We start from the raw sequence: 17,073 nt of genomic DNA on the forward strand, positions 1-17,073 counted from the left end.
CGAGCACCGATCTTCGATACTCTAGAAAGGAGGTATTCCAGCCGCACCTTCCGGTACGGCTACCTTGTTACGACTTAGCCCCAATTATCGGTTTTACCCTAACACGCTCCTTTCGGTAACATGCTTTAGGTACCCCCAACTTTCATGGCTTGACGGGCGGTGTGTACAAGGCCCGGGAACGTATTCACCGCGTCATTGCTGATACGCGATTACTAGCGAATCCAACTTCATGGGGTCGAGTTGCAGACCCCAATCCGAACTGTGAATGGCTTTTAGAGATTAGCATCATATTGCTATGTAGCTGCCCGCTGTACCATCCATTGTAGCACGTGTGTAGCCCCGGACGTAAGGGCCATGATGACTTGACGTCGTCCCCACCTTCCTCTCTGTTTGCACAGGCAGTCTGTTTAGAGTCCCCACCATTACATGCTGGCAACTAAACATAGGGGTTGCGCTCGTTGCGGGACTTAACCCAACACCTCACGGCACGAGCTGACGACAGCCATGCAGCACCTAGTTTCGTGTCCCGAAGGACGAGTGCGTCTCTGCACTCTTCACTAACTTTCAAGCCCGGGTAAGGTTCCTCGCGTATCATCGAATTAAACCACATGCTCCTCCGCTTGTGCGGGCCCCCGTCAATTCCTTTGAGTTTCACCCTTGCGGGCGTACTCCCCAGGTGGATAACTTAACGCTTTCGCTGGGACGCTGGCTGTCTATCGCCAACATCGAGTTATCATCGTTTAGGGCGTGGACTACCAGGGTATCTAATCCTGTTCGATCCCCACGCTTTCGTGCATCAGCGTCAATACCAGCTTAGTGAGCTGCCTTCGCAATCGGAGTTCTAAGACATATCTATGCATTTCACCGCTACTTGTCTTATTCCGCCCACTTCAAATGGATTCAAGCCCATCAGTATCAAAGGCACTGCGATGGTTGAGCCACCGTATTTCACCCCTGACTTAATAGGCCGCCTACGCACCCTTTAAACCCAATAAATCCGGATAACGCTCGGATCCTCCGTATTACCGCGGCTGCTGGCACGGAGTTAGCCGATCCTTATTCTTCCAGTACATTCAGCTCTCTACTCGTAAAGAGGTTTATTCCTGGACAAAAGCAGTTTACAACCCATAGGGCAGTCTTCCTGCACGCGGCATGGCTGGTTCAGGCTTCCGCCCATTGACCAATATTCCTTACTGCTGCCTCCCGTAGGAGTCTGGTCCGTGTCTCAGTACCAGTGTGGGGGATTCTCCTCTCAGAGCCCCTAGACATCGTCGCCTTGGTAAGCCGTTACCCTACCAACTAGCTAATGTCACGCGAGCCCATCTCTATCCTATAAATATTTAATAATTCCTCGATGCCGGGAAATTATATTATGCGGTGTTAATCTCTCTTTCGAGAGGCTATCCCCCTGATAGAGGTAGGTTGCTCACGCGTTACGCACCCGTGCGCCACTCTCACCATCTTCGAGCAAGCTCTCCGATGGATCCCGTCCGACTTGCATGTATTAGGCCTGCCGCTAGCGTTCATCCTGAGCCAGGATCAAACTCTCCATTGTAAAATGAAGTTTTTGATTCCAACTATTTATAATAATCAGAATTCTTTTTTTATATCTCTGATCTTGGATCGAATTGAACGAATTACTTGAATTTGTTCATGACTTTCGTTTGTCTACTCGTCACGCTTACATGATTGTGTTTTCTTAAAGAACTTTGTCGCTTCAACTTCCGTATCTGCTTTATTCCGATAGGCATTGCGCCCCTCTTTATCGTTTTGTTTTTCCCTTCGTTTCCGTTGGGACTGCAAAGGTAGAAATCTTTTCTGAACTTCCAAAAACTTTTTGAAGTTTTTTTTTCTTTTCCCTTTTTTCGATTTCCGCGTTTAAACTTAAACCGGGCGGGATTTTTGATCCTGCCAGGCTTCTCTTAAACCCTTCTTTTTTCATGATTCCCTCTTTCGGGGTAACCGTCCCTCCCTTGCGGAGTGGTGCAAAGATAGGGAGATTACTAACAAACTTCCAAGCCTTTTGTTCTTATTATTTTCATTTTATCCTTAACTGCCTGTAACGGTGCGAGATTCTTTTTGTAAAACAGGTGACCGGAAGGCTGGGATGGCTGATCCGGCCACCAGATTGGGCCACATAGCGGCATCAGGTAACGAAAACATCCTGAATTGCACCTGCGGGGTCTACTGCCCCACCGACGCAGCATAACAAAGGGAGATTGAAAAACGCAAACGTAGCCGAACAGAGATCCGCAACCTTTAATACCATCGATATATATAATAGAAATAAGATGTGTTAGGAACCACAACCGTAGCGGAACAGCGAATGGCATGGCGACCTTAAGACTTGCCCGGGAATCTTTTTAGAATTTATGCAAGGCTCCCGATCCTGTCATTTTGGTCCAGGAATTACTTATTGTAAACTTTGATCAACTTTCATTTTAGTATAGGGTTTACTTAGGGTTTAGTTAGGGTTAGTTTAGGTATAGTTTAGGTTATAGCTAAACTAAACCTAACTTAAACCTAACTAAATACCAATTAAAATCTAGTTTAAAGAAGAACTAAATAAAAGCGAATAAATATAATCAACAAATAAGATAGTGGCACGCTTCACCTCCGATTTGCCGCAGAGAAACAGAAAACAACAGCGATTTGAAGGAATATAACAGAGATAAGACGCTAAGAAGCCCTTTTAGTCTGGAACAAGAGCTAAACTAACATCCTACAAAAGCAAAACTAGGTAATTACTACTTCTCCTCCGCTTTAAAAACCCAAAAACGCTGAAGTGTATAGTTGAAACCCAAAGAAACGAGCAGCTCAACGACTAGTTTTGAGAACAAAAAGTTTAAATGATATACATCCACCAGAAAATGAATTCCCGTAGACTTCAATGTAATACTACCACAGACGACAATCACAAATTTCCATAGCTGACTCCCTACAGACTTTTGCGTACTACCAAAGGACCAGTATCGATTGATCAAAAAATTAACAACAGCACCAAGGCTACCACTAATAGCATTAGAAAAAGGAGCACTGATATGAAGTAGCTTATAACAAGCAGAGTATACTCCAAAATCAAACAATCCGCCTAAAAAGGCGGAAAGTTGAGCTTTTAAAAAAGTAATAACTTTTGAAGACATCGTTAAATAGCCTCCTCCTGCTGTTTTTTCAATTTATCCTCTTTATCTTTTTCATCGCCTAATTTAAGAAGGAGGCGTGTATCATTTGTATTAATTATAAAAAGTGCGATACAAATTACCAGTACACACCAATTAATAGATCCAGGCATTAAAACTTCGAAGAGCATAACCAATGAAATAATCACTCGAATTTCAGTAGGCCCCAAAATTCCGGCGTCTATCGTATACTTATCTGTAATTCTATACCTGAGCTGAGAAATAATCATTGCCCAGCCATATAATGCGACTAATGTAAATCCCAGATACTTAAAATCGCCCACGGTATACAGCACATAACCTAATCCGATAAAAACCGTACTGATCCAATCCATTACAATATCCAGTGCGAAACCGTACCAGCGACGGGATTTATTGCGGTAGAATGCGATACGCCCATCTAATGAATCACCAAACCATTGTACAAAGAAACCAGGGATTCCTAAAAGTAAATAGCGAATATCAACATATTCAGCCAGTATAAAACTCCCCAATATCATTAAGGAACCTAAAAATCCAATTGCCGTAAGTCCATCCGAAGTAATCCAATTGGGGATTCGAGGAACGAGGTACGAAATAAGTTTTTGTTCGGGTTCACTTAAGATATTTGTTCTCTTTCTATCCTGAAAAAGTTTTTTATTTATTTTTAACTCACTCATTATCTGCGATTATAGCCATTTATTTTCCTTATACCAAGCCAATGCCTCCATTAAGCCTTTCTTCAAATCATATTTAGGTTGGTATTGTAGCTGACGTTGAGCCGCCGAGATATCACAGCCCCAGTTTTCAGCTGTAAGTTCATTCAGCCGTTCCGGATATAGTACAGGTATTGCTTTAGAATTTTTATACAAACGTTCAAAAATAACCGCGATAGTCTTCACTACACCCAAAGGAATATGCATACGAATCATTTTCTTTTGACTAAACTCTTTGAAAAACCTAGCCAACTCATAACGCCCATATACCTGTCCATCGCTAAGGTTATACACCTGCTTTCCACCTTGGTCAAAACGACAGGCATGAATAATCGCCTGCACCAGGTCGGCAACATAAATAAAGCTAAGCTTTTGAGGAGAGCGACCAACATAAGCATCCAGGCCTCCGTTCATTGTTTTAAAAACAATAAAAATATCCTTTTCACGAGGACCGTATACTGCAGTAGGGCGCAAAATCGTTAGTGGCTGATCTTTAAAATCATTCAACGCGAGCTCCGCTTTCCGCTTACTACGACCATATGCCGTAACAGGACGATAAGGGCTGCTTTCATCAATAAGTTTAGCATCGTAGTCAACAGGACCGATCGCCGCAAGACTACTAACGAAAACAAATCTTTTGATGGGAGTTTTTAAAGAAAAACAAGCCGATGCCAAGTTTTTTGTATAACCAACATTGACCTTTTCGAGATCTTCTTCATGTTTGGCACGAGTCATTGCCGCAGCATGAACAACATAGGTATAGTTTTCCGCTTCCAGTAATTCTCGGATAGACTCTTCATCAGAGAAATCCGGATAAACAAATTTATCTACAACAGAGCGAATTTCTGAAACATCACTTGACTTCCTCACCGCGGCATGAACTTCCATCCCCGCCTCTTTCGCTGCTCTTGTCAAATGATAGCCTACAAAACCACTCGCTCCGGTGATTAATACTTTTTCTATCATAATGATTTTTGATACAAACGATAACGTTTGTACAATTCTCCATTCATTTGCTCAATAGCGTGGTTCATCATGTAATTATGCTCCAACATCCATGAACATTCGGCCCCCTTAATATTAGAATCTTTTGATTCTTTTATAATTCGGCCATACAAACATGCTTCAATACCAAGTTTACGGTAGTCTTCCAATACCCCTAACATGAGTACACGAAGCAAGTTGATTTTTTTCTTTCCAAATAACAATTTAAAAATACCCGTAGGAAGTAGACGTCCGCGCTTCACTTTGATAAGGATCTGATTGATATCTGGTATCCCTAGACCAAAGCCAACAAGCTCACCATCTTTCTCCGCAACGATAGCAAAACGTGGATCGAGAATCATTTTTAAATCTTTGGCCGTATAATTAAATTCGTCCTCTGTCATCGGAACAAAACCCGAATTTTTATCCCATGCTCTATTATAAATGTCACGAACTTTTGCTGCCTCGTTTTTAAAATCCTTCACATTGAATTGACGCAATGTAATGCCAGATCTTTTCAAACGCTCTTCCAGCCTATCCAAAAGCAATACAGAACGCTTATCCGCAGACTTTTCCATAACCAAATAAGCTCTCAAATCCACTTTATGTCCATAGCCTGAATTGGTAATCAAGTCGATGTAATACGGTGAATTGTAGGGCATCATGGCCACCGGAGGCTTATCAAAACCGTCAACCAATAAACCAACGGTATCATTGGTCGATAAATTGATCGGCCCAACGATCGTATCCCCTCCTTTAGCTTTAACCCATTTTTCTGCAGTTTCAAATAACGCGTTTGCGACTTCTTGATCATCTATACAATCGAAAAAACCCCACTGTCCTTCATTCACATGATTAAAGGCATTATGGTTGTTGTTCCAGATGGCACATATACGACCGACAATCTTATCGTTACGATAAGCTAGAAAAGGTTGTGCTTGGGAATGTTTATAAAAGGGATGCTTGTCAGGGGAAAGCAAATCGTTTTGTTCAAGAAATAAGGCAGGTACATAATTAGGATTTCCCTCATAGAGACTATGAGGGAAATCTATAAACAGCCGTCTTTGTTTCTTTGTTTCAACGGGTATAATCTGAATCATACGATTAGATTTTATATTAATGTTTCAACTTCAGCTTGTTTGAATACTTTAACCATCTTCTCAATAGCCTCGTCGATTTGGTCATAAGTATGTGTCGCCATCAATGAAAAACGGATCAAAGACTCTTCCGCAGGAACTGCCGGAGAAACAACTGGATTAACGAATACACCATCATCTTGGAGCATTTTAGTTACCCAGAACGTTTTTTCATTGCTACGAATAAAGATTGGTAGAATAGGACTTTCCGTAGCACCTAAATCAAACCCATGATCCAGTAATTGTGCTTTGGCATAATCTGTATTTTTCCATAATTTTTCAATATGCTCTGGCTCATTTTGAATAATTTCCAAAGCTTTCAATGTGGAAGCCACCGAAGCTGGAGTCATTGAAGCACTGAACATCACAGAGCGCGCATTATGTTTTAAGAAATCAATCACATCTGCATCACCGGCCACAAATCCACCTAAAGAAGCTAACGATTTACTAAATGTACCCATAATCAAGTCTACATCATCATTAAGCCCAAAATGAGAAGCTGTACCAGCTCCTTTGTGCCCAATAACACCTAGACTGTGTGCGTCGTCTACCATTACAGCAGCATCAAACTCATTGGCAATCGATGTAAGCTCAGGCAAATTAACAATATCACCCTCCATACTAAAGATACCATCCGTACAAATTAACTTTGCACTATCCTCAGGTAGGCGTGATAACTTAGCACGTAAGTCCTCCATATTGTTATGACCGTATTTGATTACTTTGGAAAAAGACAAACGGCTACCATCAATAATTGACGCGTGGTCACGTTCATCCAACAAAATATAATCATTACGTCCCATTAGACATGACAAAGGGCCTAGATTTGATTGGAATCCTGTACTAAAAAGAATCGCGGCTTCTTTACCTACATAAGCAGATAATTTTTCTTCCAGTTCCACGTGAATATCCAACGTACCGTTTAAGAAACGAGATCCAGCACATCCAGTACCATACTTTTCCAAAGCATCTTGCGCTGCCTTTATAATACGTGTATCAGTCGTTAACCCTAAATAAGAGTTAGAACCAAACATCAATACACGTCTACCATCGATTTTTACTTCGGTATCTTGTTTTGATTGAATAGGTCTAAAATAGGCATATAAGCCCTTAGCTTTCAACTCCTCAACAATCTTAAATTGCGATATTTTTTCGCCTAACTTTCCTTTACTCATGCGATAAAAAGGTATTTCTAAAACTATTTCTAACTTTTAGATGTTATTGTAACAAACAAAATTATCGAATTGGACTTTTATATAAAAAACTCGGTCTCCGACTAAAAATCTGCTAATATGCACAATGCAAGTTGAAATTCTACGTTGTATATATTCACAATAATTCCAAAAAACGTTGCAAACATACGAAAACATAAGCTGACTTTCGCTTAAATTTAGTCATATTTTTAACACATCGCCCAAAACCGTTAATTTTATTTTAATACTCCGCTAACATCTGCCCACACAATTCTACTTTAAAATAAGACAATTTTAATAATTATATTTGCGAACTTTAAATTATCCTATAATTAGTTACATTTAGGTTCATTGCAATAGCAATGGTATAGACTTACTAATATACAACAATATATGGCTTTATCTTCAGATATCAATATAAAAAATAAAAAAGCTTCTTTTGAATACCACTTACTGGACAAGTACATTGCAGGAATTCGATTATTGGGTACAGAAATAAAATCCATACGCGAAGGAAAGGCAAATATTAACGATAGTTTCTGTAGTTTTTTTGAGGACGGATTATATATCCGAAACATGCACATCGCTGAATACTCCATGGGATCTTTTTATAACCACGAGGCAAAACGCGACCGTCAACTACTATTGACAAAAAGAGAATTAAAAAAGCTAAAAGAGAAGGGGGAAGAACGTGGTTTTACCATTGTACCCCTACGCATCTTTATCAGTTCCCGGGGGTTTGCCAAAGTTGAAATTGCCTTGGCACAGGGTAAAAAAGATTTTGACAAACGAGAAAACATCAAAGAAAGAGATGTTAAACGAGAGCTTGATCGCGTGATGAAATTCTAAATTAACGCGCCAGGACAAATGCGCCTGGCGTCATTCCTACCCTGCTTTTAAAAAGCCGGACAAAGTAGTTGACATCATTAAATCCAGCCCCATAGCAAGACTCCTTTACATTCCGGGTGAGTAAAAGCATTTTTTTTGCCTTCTCGATACGCTGTTGGATCACATACTCCATCGGACTAAGTCCAAGTTCACGGTTAAACATCCGCGTAAGACTCGCTTTGCTCATGTGGGCAGTCCGCTCCAATAAGCCAATTGAAATTTTCTCGGTAATATGTTTCTGAATAAATTCCTGCACATGTAACAGCACCTTGTTGGGCGACTTCCCAATTTTTAATGCAATCAGCGACTGTGACTGAAGTAGCCGAATCGTAAGCTCTTTAAAAGTCAAATCTGCAAGTACATCTTTCAACGGATTTTCGCTAATAATAATCTGAAACAACTTGTTCACCAGGTCGGCGAGCTCAGTCGAATTGTACAGATGAAAAAAATCCGGATCAAGCCGCCACTGACTAAATTGTTCTTTCGGATAAAACTCATTTAGATAGTCCAAGACTGCTGCTATCTTCTCTTTATGAATCGTTAAAGCGGTACACTGCGTGGGTTGGTCGAGGGTCGCCTCCGGAAAGTCAATATGCATAGCCACCGATGCAGGCAACACCATCATCTGACCGGGCAGATAGTCAAAAGCCTTTACATTCTCCAAATGCATGATCTTTTTACCTTGGATCATGTTAATCATAACCAAATCATCAAAACATAAAGGCACATGCTGCGATACCCGATATGTTTCGTAGATATTAAGCTCCAAACTATCTAACGTAAATGCGCGTCGGTTCTCCACTAATGTGCTAAGCTCCCCAGCCCGCGAAAATGGCAATGTATGAATCAGCGTCCTATCTCCCATAGTGCAACAATTAAATATAATTGGCAGTCAATCAAATATAATAAAAAAAATAAATTGTAGCCGAAATTCATCTGCCACAATTGTGCTATGTTTTGGATCAATTCTGCTACGCTATTGAATAATTGCTGGCTAACTTTGATAAGAAGGGATTAAAAATAATTAATAATAAACCATATGAGCGCAATCAAAAGACCATCGTTCAAAGAACGATATGACAACTACATTGGTGGTAAATTTGTCGCACCAATTCAAGGAAAATACTTCGATAATATCTCGCCGGTAGACGGAAAAGTGTTTACTCAAGTTGCCCATTCAACAAAAGAAGATCTGGATCTCGCTGTCAACACTGCAGCCAAAGCTTTTGAAACCTGGGGAAAAACCTCCGCTACAGAACGAAGTATTATCCTCAATAAAATCGCTGACCGCATTGAAGCTAATTTAGAATATATCGCAGCCGTTGAAACGATAGACAACGGAAAAGCTGTACGTGAAACACTCAATGCGGATATCCCATTAGCCATCGACCATTTCCGGTATTTTGCCGGTGTAATCCGTGCTGAAGAGGGGTCCATAAGCGAACTGGACAGCAATACGGTGTCGCTGATTGTACACGAACCAATCGGGGTTGTTGCACAGATTATTCCATGGAATTTCCCGATTCTGATGGCCGTATGGAAACTAGCTCCGGCCCTTGCTGCAGGAAACACTGTCGTGTTAAAACCCGCTGAAAGTACACCAGCATCTATTCTTGTTCTTATGGAAATCATCGGTGATTTGATTCCTGCCGGAGTGGTCAATATCGTCAACGGTTTCGGCGCAGAGCTTGGTCGTTCCTTGGTCACCAATCCAAAGGTTTCCAAAGCAGCATTCACAGGTTCCACAGCAACAGGACGTTTGGTCATGCAATATGCGACTGAAAATATCATCCCGGTAACCCTAGAATTGGGGGGAAAATCGCCCAATATTTTCTTCAGTTCGGTAATGGATGCAGATGATGCATTTTTGGACAAAGCAGTTGAAGGGGCGGTATTATTCGCGCTCAACCAGGGCGAAATTTGCACCTGCCCCTCTCGTCTACTGATCCAGGAGGATATTTATGAAAAATTCATTGCTAAAGTGATCGATCGGGTTAATCAGATCAAAGTTGGGGATCCATTAGACCCAACAACAATGATGGGTGCTCAGGCATCGAAGATTCAAAAAGATAAGATCATGTCCTATATTAAACTTGGCAAAGAAGAAGGAGCCGAAGTATTGACCGGCGGAGATGAAAACAATGTTGGTGCTGGTTTTGAAGAAGGCTACTACATCAAACCCACCCTATTTAAAGGAGATAATAGCATGCGCATTTTCCAGGAAGAAATCTTCGGCCCTGTGCTGGCAGTGACCACGTTCAAAGACGAACAAGAAGCAATTGCCATCGCCAACGATACCATGTATGGTCTCGGAGCAGGTGTATGGACCCGAGATGCACATCAGCTTTATCAGGTTCCACGTGCCATACAAGCTGGACGCGTATGGGTAAATCAGTACCACTCCTACCCAGCCGGTGCTCCATTTGGCGGATACAAACAATCAGGAATTGGACGGGAAAACCATAAAATGATGCTTGCCCATTACAGACAGGCCAAGAATATGTTGATTTCCTACAGTAAAGAAAAACTTGGCTTCTTTTAACTGAAGCATACCGGGTATACTTTTCGAACAGCTTGATGCCCGAGTCTAGGGGGAGCAAATGCTGCCCCTTCCGCTGAATTTCATATGAACCAACGCTAAAACACATAACTGATTTCACCATGATTAATAGATTAGACATCACTGAAAAAGCAAGGGAGCTCATTCATGAACTTGAAGCAAAGCATGGTAAATTAATGTTTTATCAGGCCGGAGGCTGTTGCGAGGGTACACAACCACAGTGTTTTGAGGAAGGAGGGTATTTTCCGAGGACGAATGATGCCATGATCGGATTAGCTGAAGGATATGAATTTTGGGTAGATCGTGATCTCTTTGAATATTGGAAACATGCGCATTTCACCCTCGATGTACTAGATGGGTTTGGTCCCGGAGGATTCTCATTGGAAACGCCACTGGGTAAAACTTTCAAAGTTCATTATCGCCTATTCACAGCCGAAGAGCTTAATGACCTCAGCCCAATCAAACGAAACGAATAAAAAAAAGCATAAAACACCATAGAATCACAACGTTCTAGAGATGACCTATAAAATTCTCCCCTGAGTTTCCGCATTCGGAATGCTAAAATTTTATTCAATATCCAAGCCTTCAAGGACTGGAATTGGCTGTTTGTTTTCATCTAGGGCAACAAATGTAAAAACACCCTCAATGGCCAGTTCTCTTCCTTCCTTGTACATATGTTCCAAAAATATATCGACCTTCACCTTCAAGCTGGTCCGGCCTACATTTTGAACCCTTGCGATAGCTTCTATAATACTTCCGGAAGGAATTGCCTTATTGAAGTCTATACGGTCCGTCGATACAGTCACCAACGTTTTGCGGCAAAATCGTGTTGCAGCCATAAACGATACTTCGTCCATAATGGACATCGCCTTGCCGCCGAATAAGGTATCGTGATGATTCGTCAAAAACGGAAACACGGTCGTGCAGACGTGTGTTTCTGATAAATCAATACGTTCTTGTAAAGTCATTTATTTTTTTATTAAGTGGATTTAAGAGGAGACAAATGTAAACCAATCTAGCTCCAGTTCCGTCATTTTTATTCCATATTTTCGTCGATATCCACTCCTATACCTTTCAATAAAAGCGAAGCATTGAATATTTTACATTCTCCTATCTTCAGCTTATAATCAAACAGCATCTGACCCTCGTCGACACGAATGTCAAAATGATAATTTTTGATATCTCCCGGAAATTCCTCTTGTAAACTGGACAGCTGTAAGTCATGTGTAGCCACCATACCTTTACCATCCAATCGAACCAGTTTCTTTATAATTGCACGGGAGCCCAGATATTTGTCGACAGAATTTGTCCCACGAAGCATCTCATCGATTAGAAAAAAACTATCGCTATGTGCTGAAACTGTATCCAATATAAATTTCATCCGATTCAATTCAGCTTTAAAGGTCGACGTACTTTCATTCAGATTATCCTTGATTCGCATATAGGATATCAGTTTATAAATCGGGAGCTGAAAAGAAGCTGCAGCAACCGCAGCTCCGGCATATGCCAAAATTGCATTAATACCAACTGTCCGCAGAAACGTACTCTTTCCTGCCATATTTGAACCTGTCACCAAAGCAACTCGATGATCTATACTACTGTAATCATTGGCTACGACCTGATTGCTTGGAATCAATGGATGATATACCCCTTGCGCGTCAATCTTATTTTCCAGTGGGTTATCCAAAATTACTGGATAAATGTACGACGAATGGTTTCTCTTCCAAATGGCAAGGCTAGTTACAGCCTCAACCTTAGCTAAGGTATCGAATGAATTTAGAATCTCGTGTTCGTACTTATTCTTCCAGTCAACAATAGCCAATACCTGTCTAAAATCCCAAAGCAGAAACAGGTTTAGAAATATCCCAACAAAGACGTTATTCCGGGCATCCAAATTGTTAATAAGACCAGCGAGTTTTTTAAAGGCAAGGGAAATAGATCCAGTACCCTGGTTTTGTTTAAGCTCTCCCGCGATCTCCTGCATAGCAATAGACTTCCATGCGTGGTCTTCAATAGATTGAATCGCCTCTGCGTATGAGCCAAGCACGCCACCGATCTTGTCTATTCGAGAGGAGAACATGCTAACACTTCCTGCTTTGGCCAAGGCCCAAAGAATATGGAATAGCCCTATCAATGTTGCCACCCCAGCCAATTTTGGCACAAAAATACTGCCCACTAAAGCGACCAAAAATAAAACAGGCCCTACTTTGAGATAGACTCGCATGAAGGCATTTCCGAACTGAAAATTTCGATCTTGAAAGTAATTTATCAAAAATGCTTTGATATCCAATTTATGGTTCAGATTGGCCAAAAGCTTTGCCTGAAAATCCCATATCCATTCCGATTCATTTTCAAGTTCCTGGGAAGCTTCTTGATTGCGTTGAATTTGATGGCTTTGGAGAGGTGCATCAAGCCAAGAAGCCAAAAGATCAATCCCCTGTTTGGTCGTTGCCCGATTTATCTGTGCAAATAAGGAGTATGTTCCAAAGACATCCATATCAGAGCTATAAGGATGAGCTCCGTTTTCAAAATGCTGGCCATGATCATACATATTTAATTTTCCGTCTGCCAAAGCCTGTTCATTTGCCAAAACTTTCAGATAGGCTTCAAAATAGTTCTTCTGAAGCTCGAGCTGGCTCTGCTTCCGCACGAGATAGGCGAATAGGAACAATAATGCAAAAAAACAGAAAAACACCAGCGGAAGGCTTTCCAGTTGAAAGGTATAAAATAATAACGCTCCGCCACCGAGTATCACAAATAGCCGCGACAAGCTGAGCGTATTAACTTGTTTATTTAATTTGAGGACAGTTGAAGCGATTTCGCGATGCTTCTGGTCATATAATATTGCAGTTGGGGTCATAAGGTGAATATTTATTCTTTCACGTTTATTTCAATTTAATCATGGATGTTTTGATGTCGCTTAAAGACCTTGGGGGAAGTCGTTTAAGCTGGTTGAATGGATATCCTACCAGGCTTGATCACCCACCAAAGGCACAAAACGAAAAGTATCCAATTCGATACGGTCAAAATCATTTTCACCCACACGAATGATCGTCATCATCTTTTGCGATTTTTCGTCTCCTACAGGGATCACAAAAATTCCGCCCATTTTCAGCTGCTTTAACATAACCTCTGGCACGAATGGCGCACCCGCAGTTACAATAATCTTGTCATAAGGAGCGTGCTCTTCAATTCCCTTGGAGCCATCTCCCAAAAAGAAATTCGGTTTATAGCCCATGTACGGCAACACTTGAATGGTTCGTTGATATAGGTTTTCCTGACGTTCGATGGTATATACGTCTGCGCCAAGTTCCAATAAGATACAGGTTTGGTATCCCGATCCCGTACCAATTTCCAGTACTTTATCTCCTTTTTTGACGTGGAGCAGTTCAGATTGATAGGCGACGGTATACGGCTGTGAAATTGTTTGCCCGTCACCTATTGGAAAAGCAATGTCCCGATAGGCCTGATTCCAGAATGTTTCATCAAAAAAATAGTGACGTGGTACCTTGCCAATGGCATCTAATACTTTCTGGTCCGCAATCCCCCGGCTTTTAAGATGTTCAACCAATTTCTTACGAGCACCTTTCTCTCGATAATTATCAATAAACTTGTACGCCATGATGTTTCAAATTTACCTTTTAAAAGGCACATTAAGCAGAATTAATCACAAATAATTCAATACCAATACAGTACACATTTTCAAGTCAATTTGCTTTATTTTCCAAATCATCTGTCCTTATGCCCAATCTACGCTGACCTCTTGAATTTGGGACCGAACAAAACGATAAGCACATGTGGTTTAACTTTACCTAAAACGCAAGTCTTTAAAAGCTATATGGGTAATAATTGTCGCTAATATGGATCTACATCGACCTGAACGCGTACACCAGCATTGGTTTTATCTATTTCAAAATCCAGAAGAACCGAGCGGATCAATTCCTTGACCTTTGCAATACTAATATTTGTGCGTTCAATCTTCAAGGTAATGGTCTGGATAAAATTATTCCGCACGCGTGAAACTAATGGCGGCTCCGGCCCCAATACCCTTGCACCCAATTGTTGACGCAGCGCCGAGGCAAATCGATTGGCCGAATCATAGCATTTCTGAAAATCCGTATGTTTAATATCAATCCGAATAAGCCGGTAGAAAGGAGGATAAAGATAGTTTTTTCGTTCTGTAATTTCCGTCATAAACATCCCTTCATAATCGTTATTGACCACCTGTTCTAACACCCGATGATTCGTGGTGTAGCTTTGGATGATCACTTTTCCTCCGGCTTCACGCCGACCTGCGCGACCTGCTACCTGGGAAAATAACGAAAAAGATCGTTCATACGAACGGAAATCCGGAAAGTTAATGATCGTATCTGCATTGACAACACCGATGAGGCTTACTCTTCCGAAATCGAGCCCCTTAGCAACCATTTGCGTCCCAATAAGAACATCAAATTCATGCTCATCAAAAGCCGTGATAATTTTGTCGAAACCGTATTTACCTTTTGTGGAATCCAGATCCAACCGACCGATGCGAATTTCGGGCATCAGGATTTCAAGTTCTTCCTCTACCCTTTCTGTACCGAACCCTTTACTTTCGATATGTGGCATTCCACAGGCCGGGCAAACACGAAGTGGAGGCTCCACATGACCACAATAATGGCAATGCATCATATTAGAGCTCTTGTGATAGGTTAAGCTGACATCACAATTGACACATTTTGCAACGAATCCACAGGTATTACACTGGATCATTGTCGTGTGCCCACGTCTATTTTGAAATAATATAACCTGCTCTTTATTTTTTACGGCTTCTTCAATTGCCTTTAACAAGGTGCCAGAAAAATAGGAAAACATATTTTCTTTTCTTCCCTCTTCGGGAATATTCACCAACTCAATACTTGGCAATTGTGCGTTGCCATAACGCTCAAGCAGTTGCACAAAACCATACTTCTTAGCCTTGGCATTATAATAACTTTCCAAAGAAGGCGTCGCTGATCCCAATAGCACTTTGGTCTGATGTAGGAATCCGAGGTAAATAGCCGTATCACGGGCATGGTAACGTGGGGCTGGATCAAACTGTTTATAGGAGCTTTCGTGCTCTTCATCAACGATGATAATCCCTAAATCCTGAAAGGGCAGAAAAACTGAAGAACGGGCCCCAATCACGACCTGAAATTCATTTTTCATTACTTTATGCCACACCTCGGCACGTTCATTATCATTAAACTTGGAGTGGTACACCCCCAATTTATCGCCGAAGTGCAGCTTTAAGCGCGCCGTAATCTGTGCTGTCAGCGCAATCTCAGGCAGTAGATAGAGGGCTGATTTTCCTGCTGCGATTGCTTGTTCGATAAGCCGTATATAAATCTGTGTTTTTCCTGAAGCTGTGACACCATGCAACAGGGTAACTTCCTTCTCTTCAAACGACTCTTGTATTTCAGTATAGGCCCTTTGCTGGTTTTCATTAAATTGAAAATTGGCATCTAGTTCGATATCTTCCCCCTGGAACCGGGATACAACCTTTTCCTTTATTTCAAAAACACCTTTGTCAATCAAAGCCGTAATAGCACCGTTACCACAGCCCGAGGCCTCAGCCAACATGGGCCGCGTGATCTCCTCGGTTTTTTTGACCAGCTGCATAAATGCCAATACCGCATCTTGTTGTTTTGGTGCACGGTTTAAGCTATCCAACAATTCTCTTTTTGCATCTTCATTTCTAAAGTCGGGAGCAAAACGTAAAAATGCTTTGGTCTTGGGTTTATATCTTTCTGTAATCTCTTCAGAAATCAGAACAATTCCTTTGTCAAATAATTGCTTCAATATGGGGAAGACTGTTTTTTGTCCCAGCAATTTCACAATATCATTGACTTTAAGTTCTCCCGCCACCTCCAAAGCCTCGATGATAAGATACTCTTTATCTGAAAGTGTAGAACGGTCAAAATCTGCCGCAATCGATGAAACGACTTTGGTCTCACTGGCCAGCTTCAATGCCGAAGGTAGCGCAGCCTGCATGACTTCGCCTAAACTACACATGTAATAATCGGCTAGCCAATCCCAAAGTTTAAATTGAGCCAAATTAACTATGGGTTTGTCATCAATGATGTCCAAAATATACTTTGCTTCATAGTGCTTTGGTGCCTCCTGACTAATTGACTTCACAACCGCAGAATAGATCTTATTCTTCCCAAATTGCACAATGACACGCACACCGACCTGCACACGATCATTCCAGTCAACCGGAATACGATAGGTATATGTTCTTGCCAATGCTAGTGGTAGGACCACATCAACAAACAGCGTATCTCTTTCACTAAAAATCGTAGATTGTGGATTGGACATAAATTCAAATTATGGTATAAAAGTACAAAAAAACCTTCAGGAAAAGAGGTCAAACGACCCCGGCGATACCTAAAACCGACAACAACCATGCGGCCTCAA

14 protein-coding genes and 1 rRNA gene are annotated in these 17,073 nt (G+C 41.4%); 3 read left to right on the forward strand and 12 right to left on the reverse strand.

Features of this window, described 5'->3' with window-relative positions:
• Positions 1–25: 25 nt before the first annotated feature.
• The 7 genes from BV902_RS24790 to spt form a co-directional block, all read right to left on the reverse strand.
• Positions 26–1,555: ribosomal RNA gene (locus tag BV902_RS24790) — 16S ribosomal RNA — on the reverse strand.
• Positions 1,556–1,762: 207 nt separating this feature from the next.
• A complete protein-coding gene (locus BV902_RS24795; RefSeq protein WP_075991724.1) occupies positions 1,763–1,942 on the reverse strand; it encodes a hypothetical protein in 180 nt (59 codons plus the stop codon).
• 805 nt (positions 1,943–2,747) lie between these two features.
• Entirely contained in the window at positions 2,748–3,143 is a 396-nt protein-coding gene (locus tag BV902_RS24800; RefSeq protein ID WP_075994197.1) for a GtrA family protein, read from the reverse strand.
• A 2-nt stretch (positions 3,144–3,145) separates the two neighbouring features.
• The gene (locus BV902_RS24805; RefSeq protein ID WP_075994198.1) at positions 3,146–3,838 is read right to left on the reverse strand and encodes a CDP-alcohol phosphatidyltransferase family protein; all 693 of its coding nucleotides are present in this window, start codon (positions 3,836–3,838) and stop codon (positions 3,146–3,148) included.
• Between the two features lie 9 nt (positions 3,839–3,847).
• Positions 3,848–4,840 (reverse strand): NAD-dependent epimerase/dehydratase family protein, encoded by a 993-nt coding sequence (locus BV902_RS24810; protein WP_075994199.1) that lies wholly within the window; start codon positions 4,838–4,840, stop codon positions 3,848–3,850.
• Positions 4,837–5,958, reverse strand: coding sequence for a hypothetical protein (locus BV902_RS24815; protein ID WP_070561222.1), 1,122 nt, complete (start codon positions 5,956–5,958; stop codon positions 4,837–4,839). Before BV902_RS24815 ends, BV902_RS24810 begins: the two co-directional genes overlap by 4 nt.
• Positions 5,959–5,969: 11 nt before the next feature.
• Positions 5,970–7,169: a serine palmitoyltransferase gene (spt, locus tag BV902_RS24820; protein WP_046672730.1), complete on the reverse strand. Its 1,200-nt coding sequence runs from the start codon at positions 7,167–7,169 to the stop codon at positions 5,970–5,972.
• Between the two features lie 411 nt (positions 7,170–7,580).
• On the opposite strand from spt, the gene smpB reads away from it, so the two are divergent.
• On the forward strand, positions 7,581–8,036 hold the full coding sequence (smpB, locus tag BV902_RS24825; protein ID WP_075994200.1) for an SsrA-binding protein SmpB: 456 nt from the start codon (positions 7,581–7,583) through the stop codon (positions 8,034–8,036).
• A 1-nt stretch (position 8,037) separates the two neighbouring features.
• Here smpB and BV902_RS24830 read toward each other — a convergent pair whose 3' ends face one another.
• Positions 8,038–8,940 carry an AraC family transcriptional regulator gene (locus tag BV902_RS24830; protein WP_075994201.1) on the reverse strand — a complete coding sequence of 301 codons (903 nt, stop codon included), beginning with the start codon at positions 8,938–8,940 and terminating at the stop codon, positions 8,038–8,040.
• 174 nt (positions 8,941–9,114) lie between these two features.
• Between BV902_RS24830 and BV902_RS24835 the strand changes: the two genes are divergently transcribed.
• On the forward strand, positions 9,115–10,617 hold the full coding sequence (locus BV902_RS24835) for an aldehyde dehydrogenase family protein (protein WP_075994202.1): 1,503 nt from the start codon (positions 9,115–9,117) through the stop codon (positions 10,615–10,617).
• 119 nt (positions 10,618–10,736) lie between these two features.
• The gene (locus BV902_RS24840; protein ID WP_046672734.1) at positions 10,737–11,111 is read left to right on the forward strand and encodes a DUF779 domain-containing protein; all 375 of its coding nucleotides are present in this window, start codon (positions 10,737–10,739) and stop codon (positions 11,109–11,111) included.
• A 90-nt stretch (positions 11,112–11,201) separates the two neighbouring features.
• Here the strand turns inward: BV902_RS24840 and BV902_RS24845 are convergent, their stop codons facing one another.
• The 4 genes from BV902_RS24845 to priA all read right to left on the reverse strand — a co-directional run bounded on the left by BV902_RS24845 (position 11,202) and on the right by priA (position 16,974).
• A complete protein-coding gene (locus BV902_RS24845; RefSeq protein ID WP_075994203.1) occupies positions 11,202–11,603 on the reverse strand; it encodes an acyl-CoA thioesterase in 402 nt (133 codons plus the stop codon).
• Between the two features lie 68 nt (positions 11,604–11,671).
• The gene (locus BV902_RS24850; protein WP_075994204.1) at positions 11,672–13,495 is read right to left on the reverse strand and encodes a MutS-related protein; all 1,824 of its coding nucleotides are present in this window, start codon (positions 13,493–13,495) and stop codon (positions 11,672–11,674) included.
• A gap of 105 nt (positions 13,496–13,600) precedes the next feature.
• Positions 13,601–14,257, reverse strand: coding sequence for a protein-L-isoaspartate(D-aspartate) O-methyltransferase (locus BV902_RS24855; RefSeq protein ID WP_075994205.1), 657 nt, complete (start codon positions 14,255–14,257; stop codon positions 13,601–13,603).
• Positions 14,258–14,490: 233 nt separating this feature from the next.
• Positions 14,491–16,974: a replication restart helicase PriA gene (gene priA / locus BV902_RS24860; RefSeq protein ID WP_075994206.1), complete on the reverse strand. Its 2,484-nt coding sequence runs from the start codon at positions 16,972–16,974 to the stop codon at positions 14,491–14,493.
• Between the last annotated feature and the right edge of the window lie 99 nt (positions 16,975–17,073).

The sequence above is a fragment of the Sphingobacterium sp. B29 genome, assembly GCF_001952815.1.
In the GTDB taxonomy this organism is placed as follows: Bacteria; Bacteroidota; Bacteroidia; order Sphingobacteriales; family Sphingobacteriaceae; genus Sphingobacterium; species Sphingobacterium siyangense.

Bases quoted from the DNA above. Each gene is read 5' to 3' on its own strand.
- BV902_RS24855 (WP_075994205.1), bottom strand. From the start codon at position 14,257: ATGGCGTACAAGTTTATTGATAATTATCGAGAGAAAGGTGCTCGTAAG.
- priA (WP_075994206.1), bottom strand. From the start codon at position 16,974: ATGTCCAATCCACAATCTACGATTTTTAGTGAAAGAGATACGCTGTTT.
- BV902_RS24795 (WP_075991724.1), bottom strand. From the start codon at position 1,942: ATGAAAAAAGAAGGGTTTAAGAGAAGCCTGGCAGGATCAAAAATCCCG.
- spt (WP_046672730.1), bottom strand. From the start codon at position 7,169: ATGAGTAAAGGAAAGTTAGGCGAAAAAATATCGCAATTTAAGATTGTT.
- BV902_RS24835 (WP_075994202.1), top strand. From the start codon at position 9,115: ATGAGCGCAATCAAAAGACCATCGTTCAAAGAACGATATGACAACTAC.
- smpB (WP_075994200.1), top strand. From the start codon at position 7,581: ATGGCTTTATCTTCAGATATCAATATAAAAAATAAAAAAGCTTCTTTT.
- BV902_RS24840 (WP_046672734.1), top strand. From the start codon at position 10,737: ATGATTAATAGATTAGACATCACTGAAAAAGCAAGGGAGCTCATTCAT.
- BV902_RS24800 (WP_075994197.1), bottom strand. From the start codon at position 3,143: ATGTCTTCAAAAGTTATTACTTTTTTAAAAGCTCAACTTTCCGCCTTT.
- BV902_RS24850 (WP_075994204.1), bottom strand. From the start codon at position 13,495: ATGACCCCAACTGCAATATTATATGACCAGAAGCATCGCGAAATCGCT.
- BV902_RS24815 (WP_070561222.1), bottom strand. From the start codon at position 5,958: ATGATTCAGATTATACCCGTTGAAACAAAGAAACAAAGACGGCTGTTT.
- BV902_RS24845 (WP_075994203.1), bottom strand. From the start codon at position 11,603: ATGACTTTACAAGAACGTATTGATTTATCAGAAACACACGTCTGCACG.
- BV902_RS24830 (WP_075994201.1), bottom strand. From the start codon at position 8,940: ATGGGAGATAGGACGCTGATTCATACATTGCCATTTTCGCGGGCTGGG.
- BV902_RS24805 (WP_075994198.1), bottom strand. From the start codon at position 3,838: ATGAGTGAGTTAAAAATAAATAAAAAACTTTTTCAGGATAGAAAGAGA.
- BV902_RS24810 (WP_075994199.1), bottom strand. From the start codon at position 4,840: ATGATAGAAAAAGTATTAATCACCGGAGCGAGTGGTTTTGTAGGCTAT.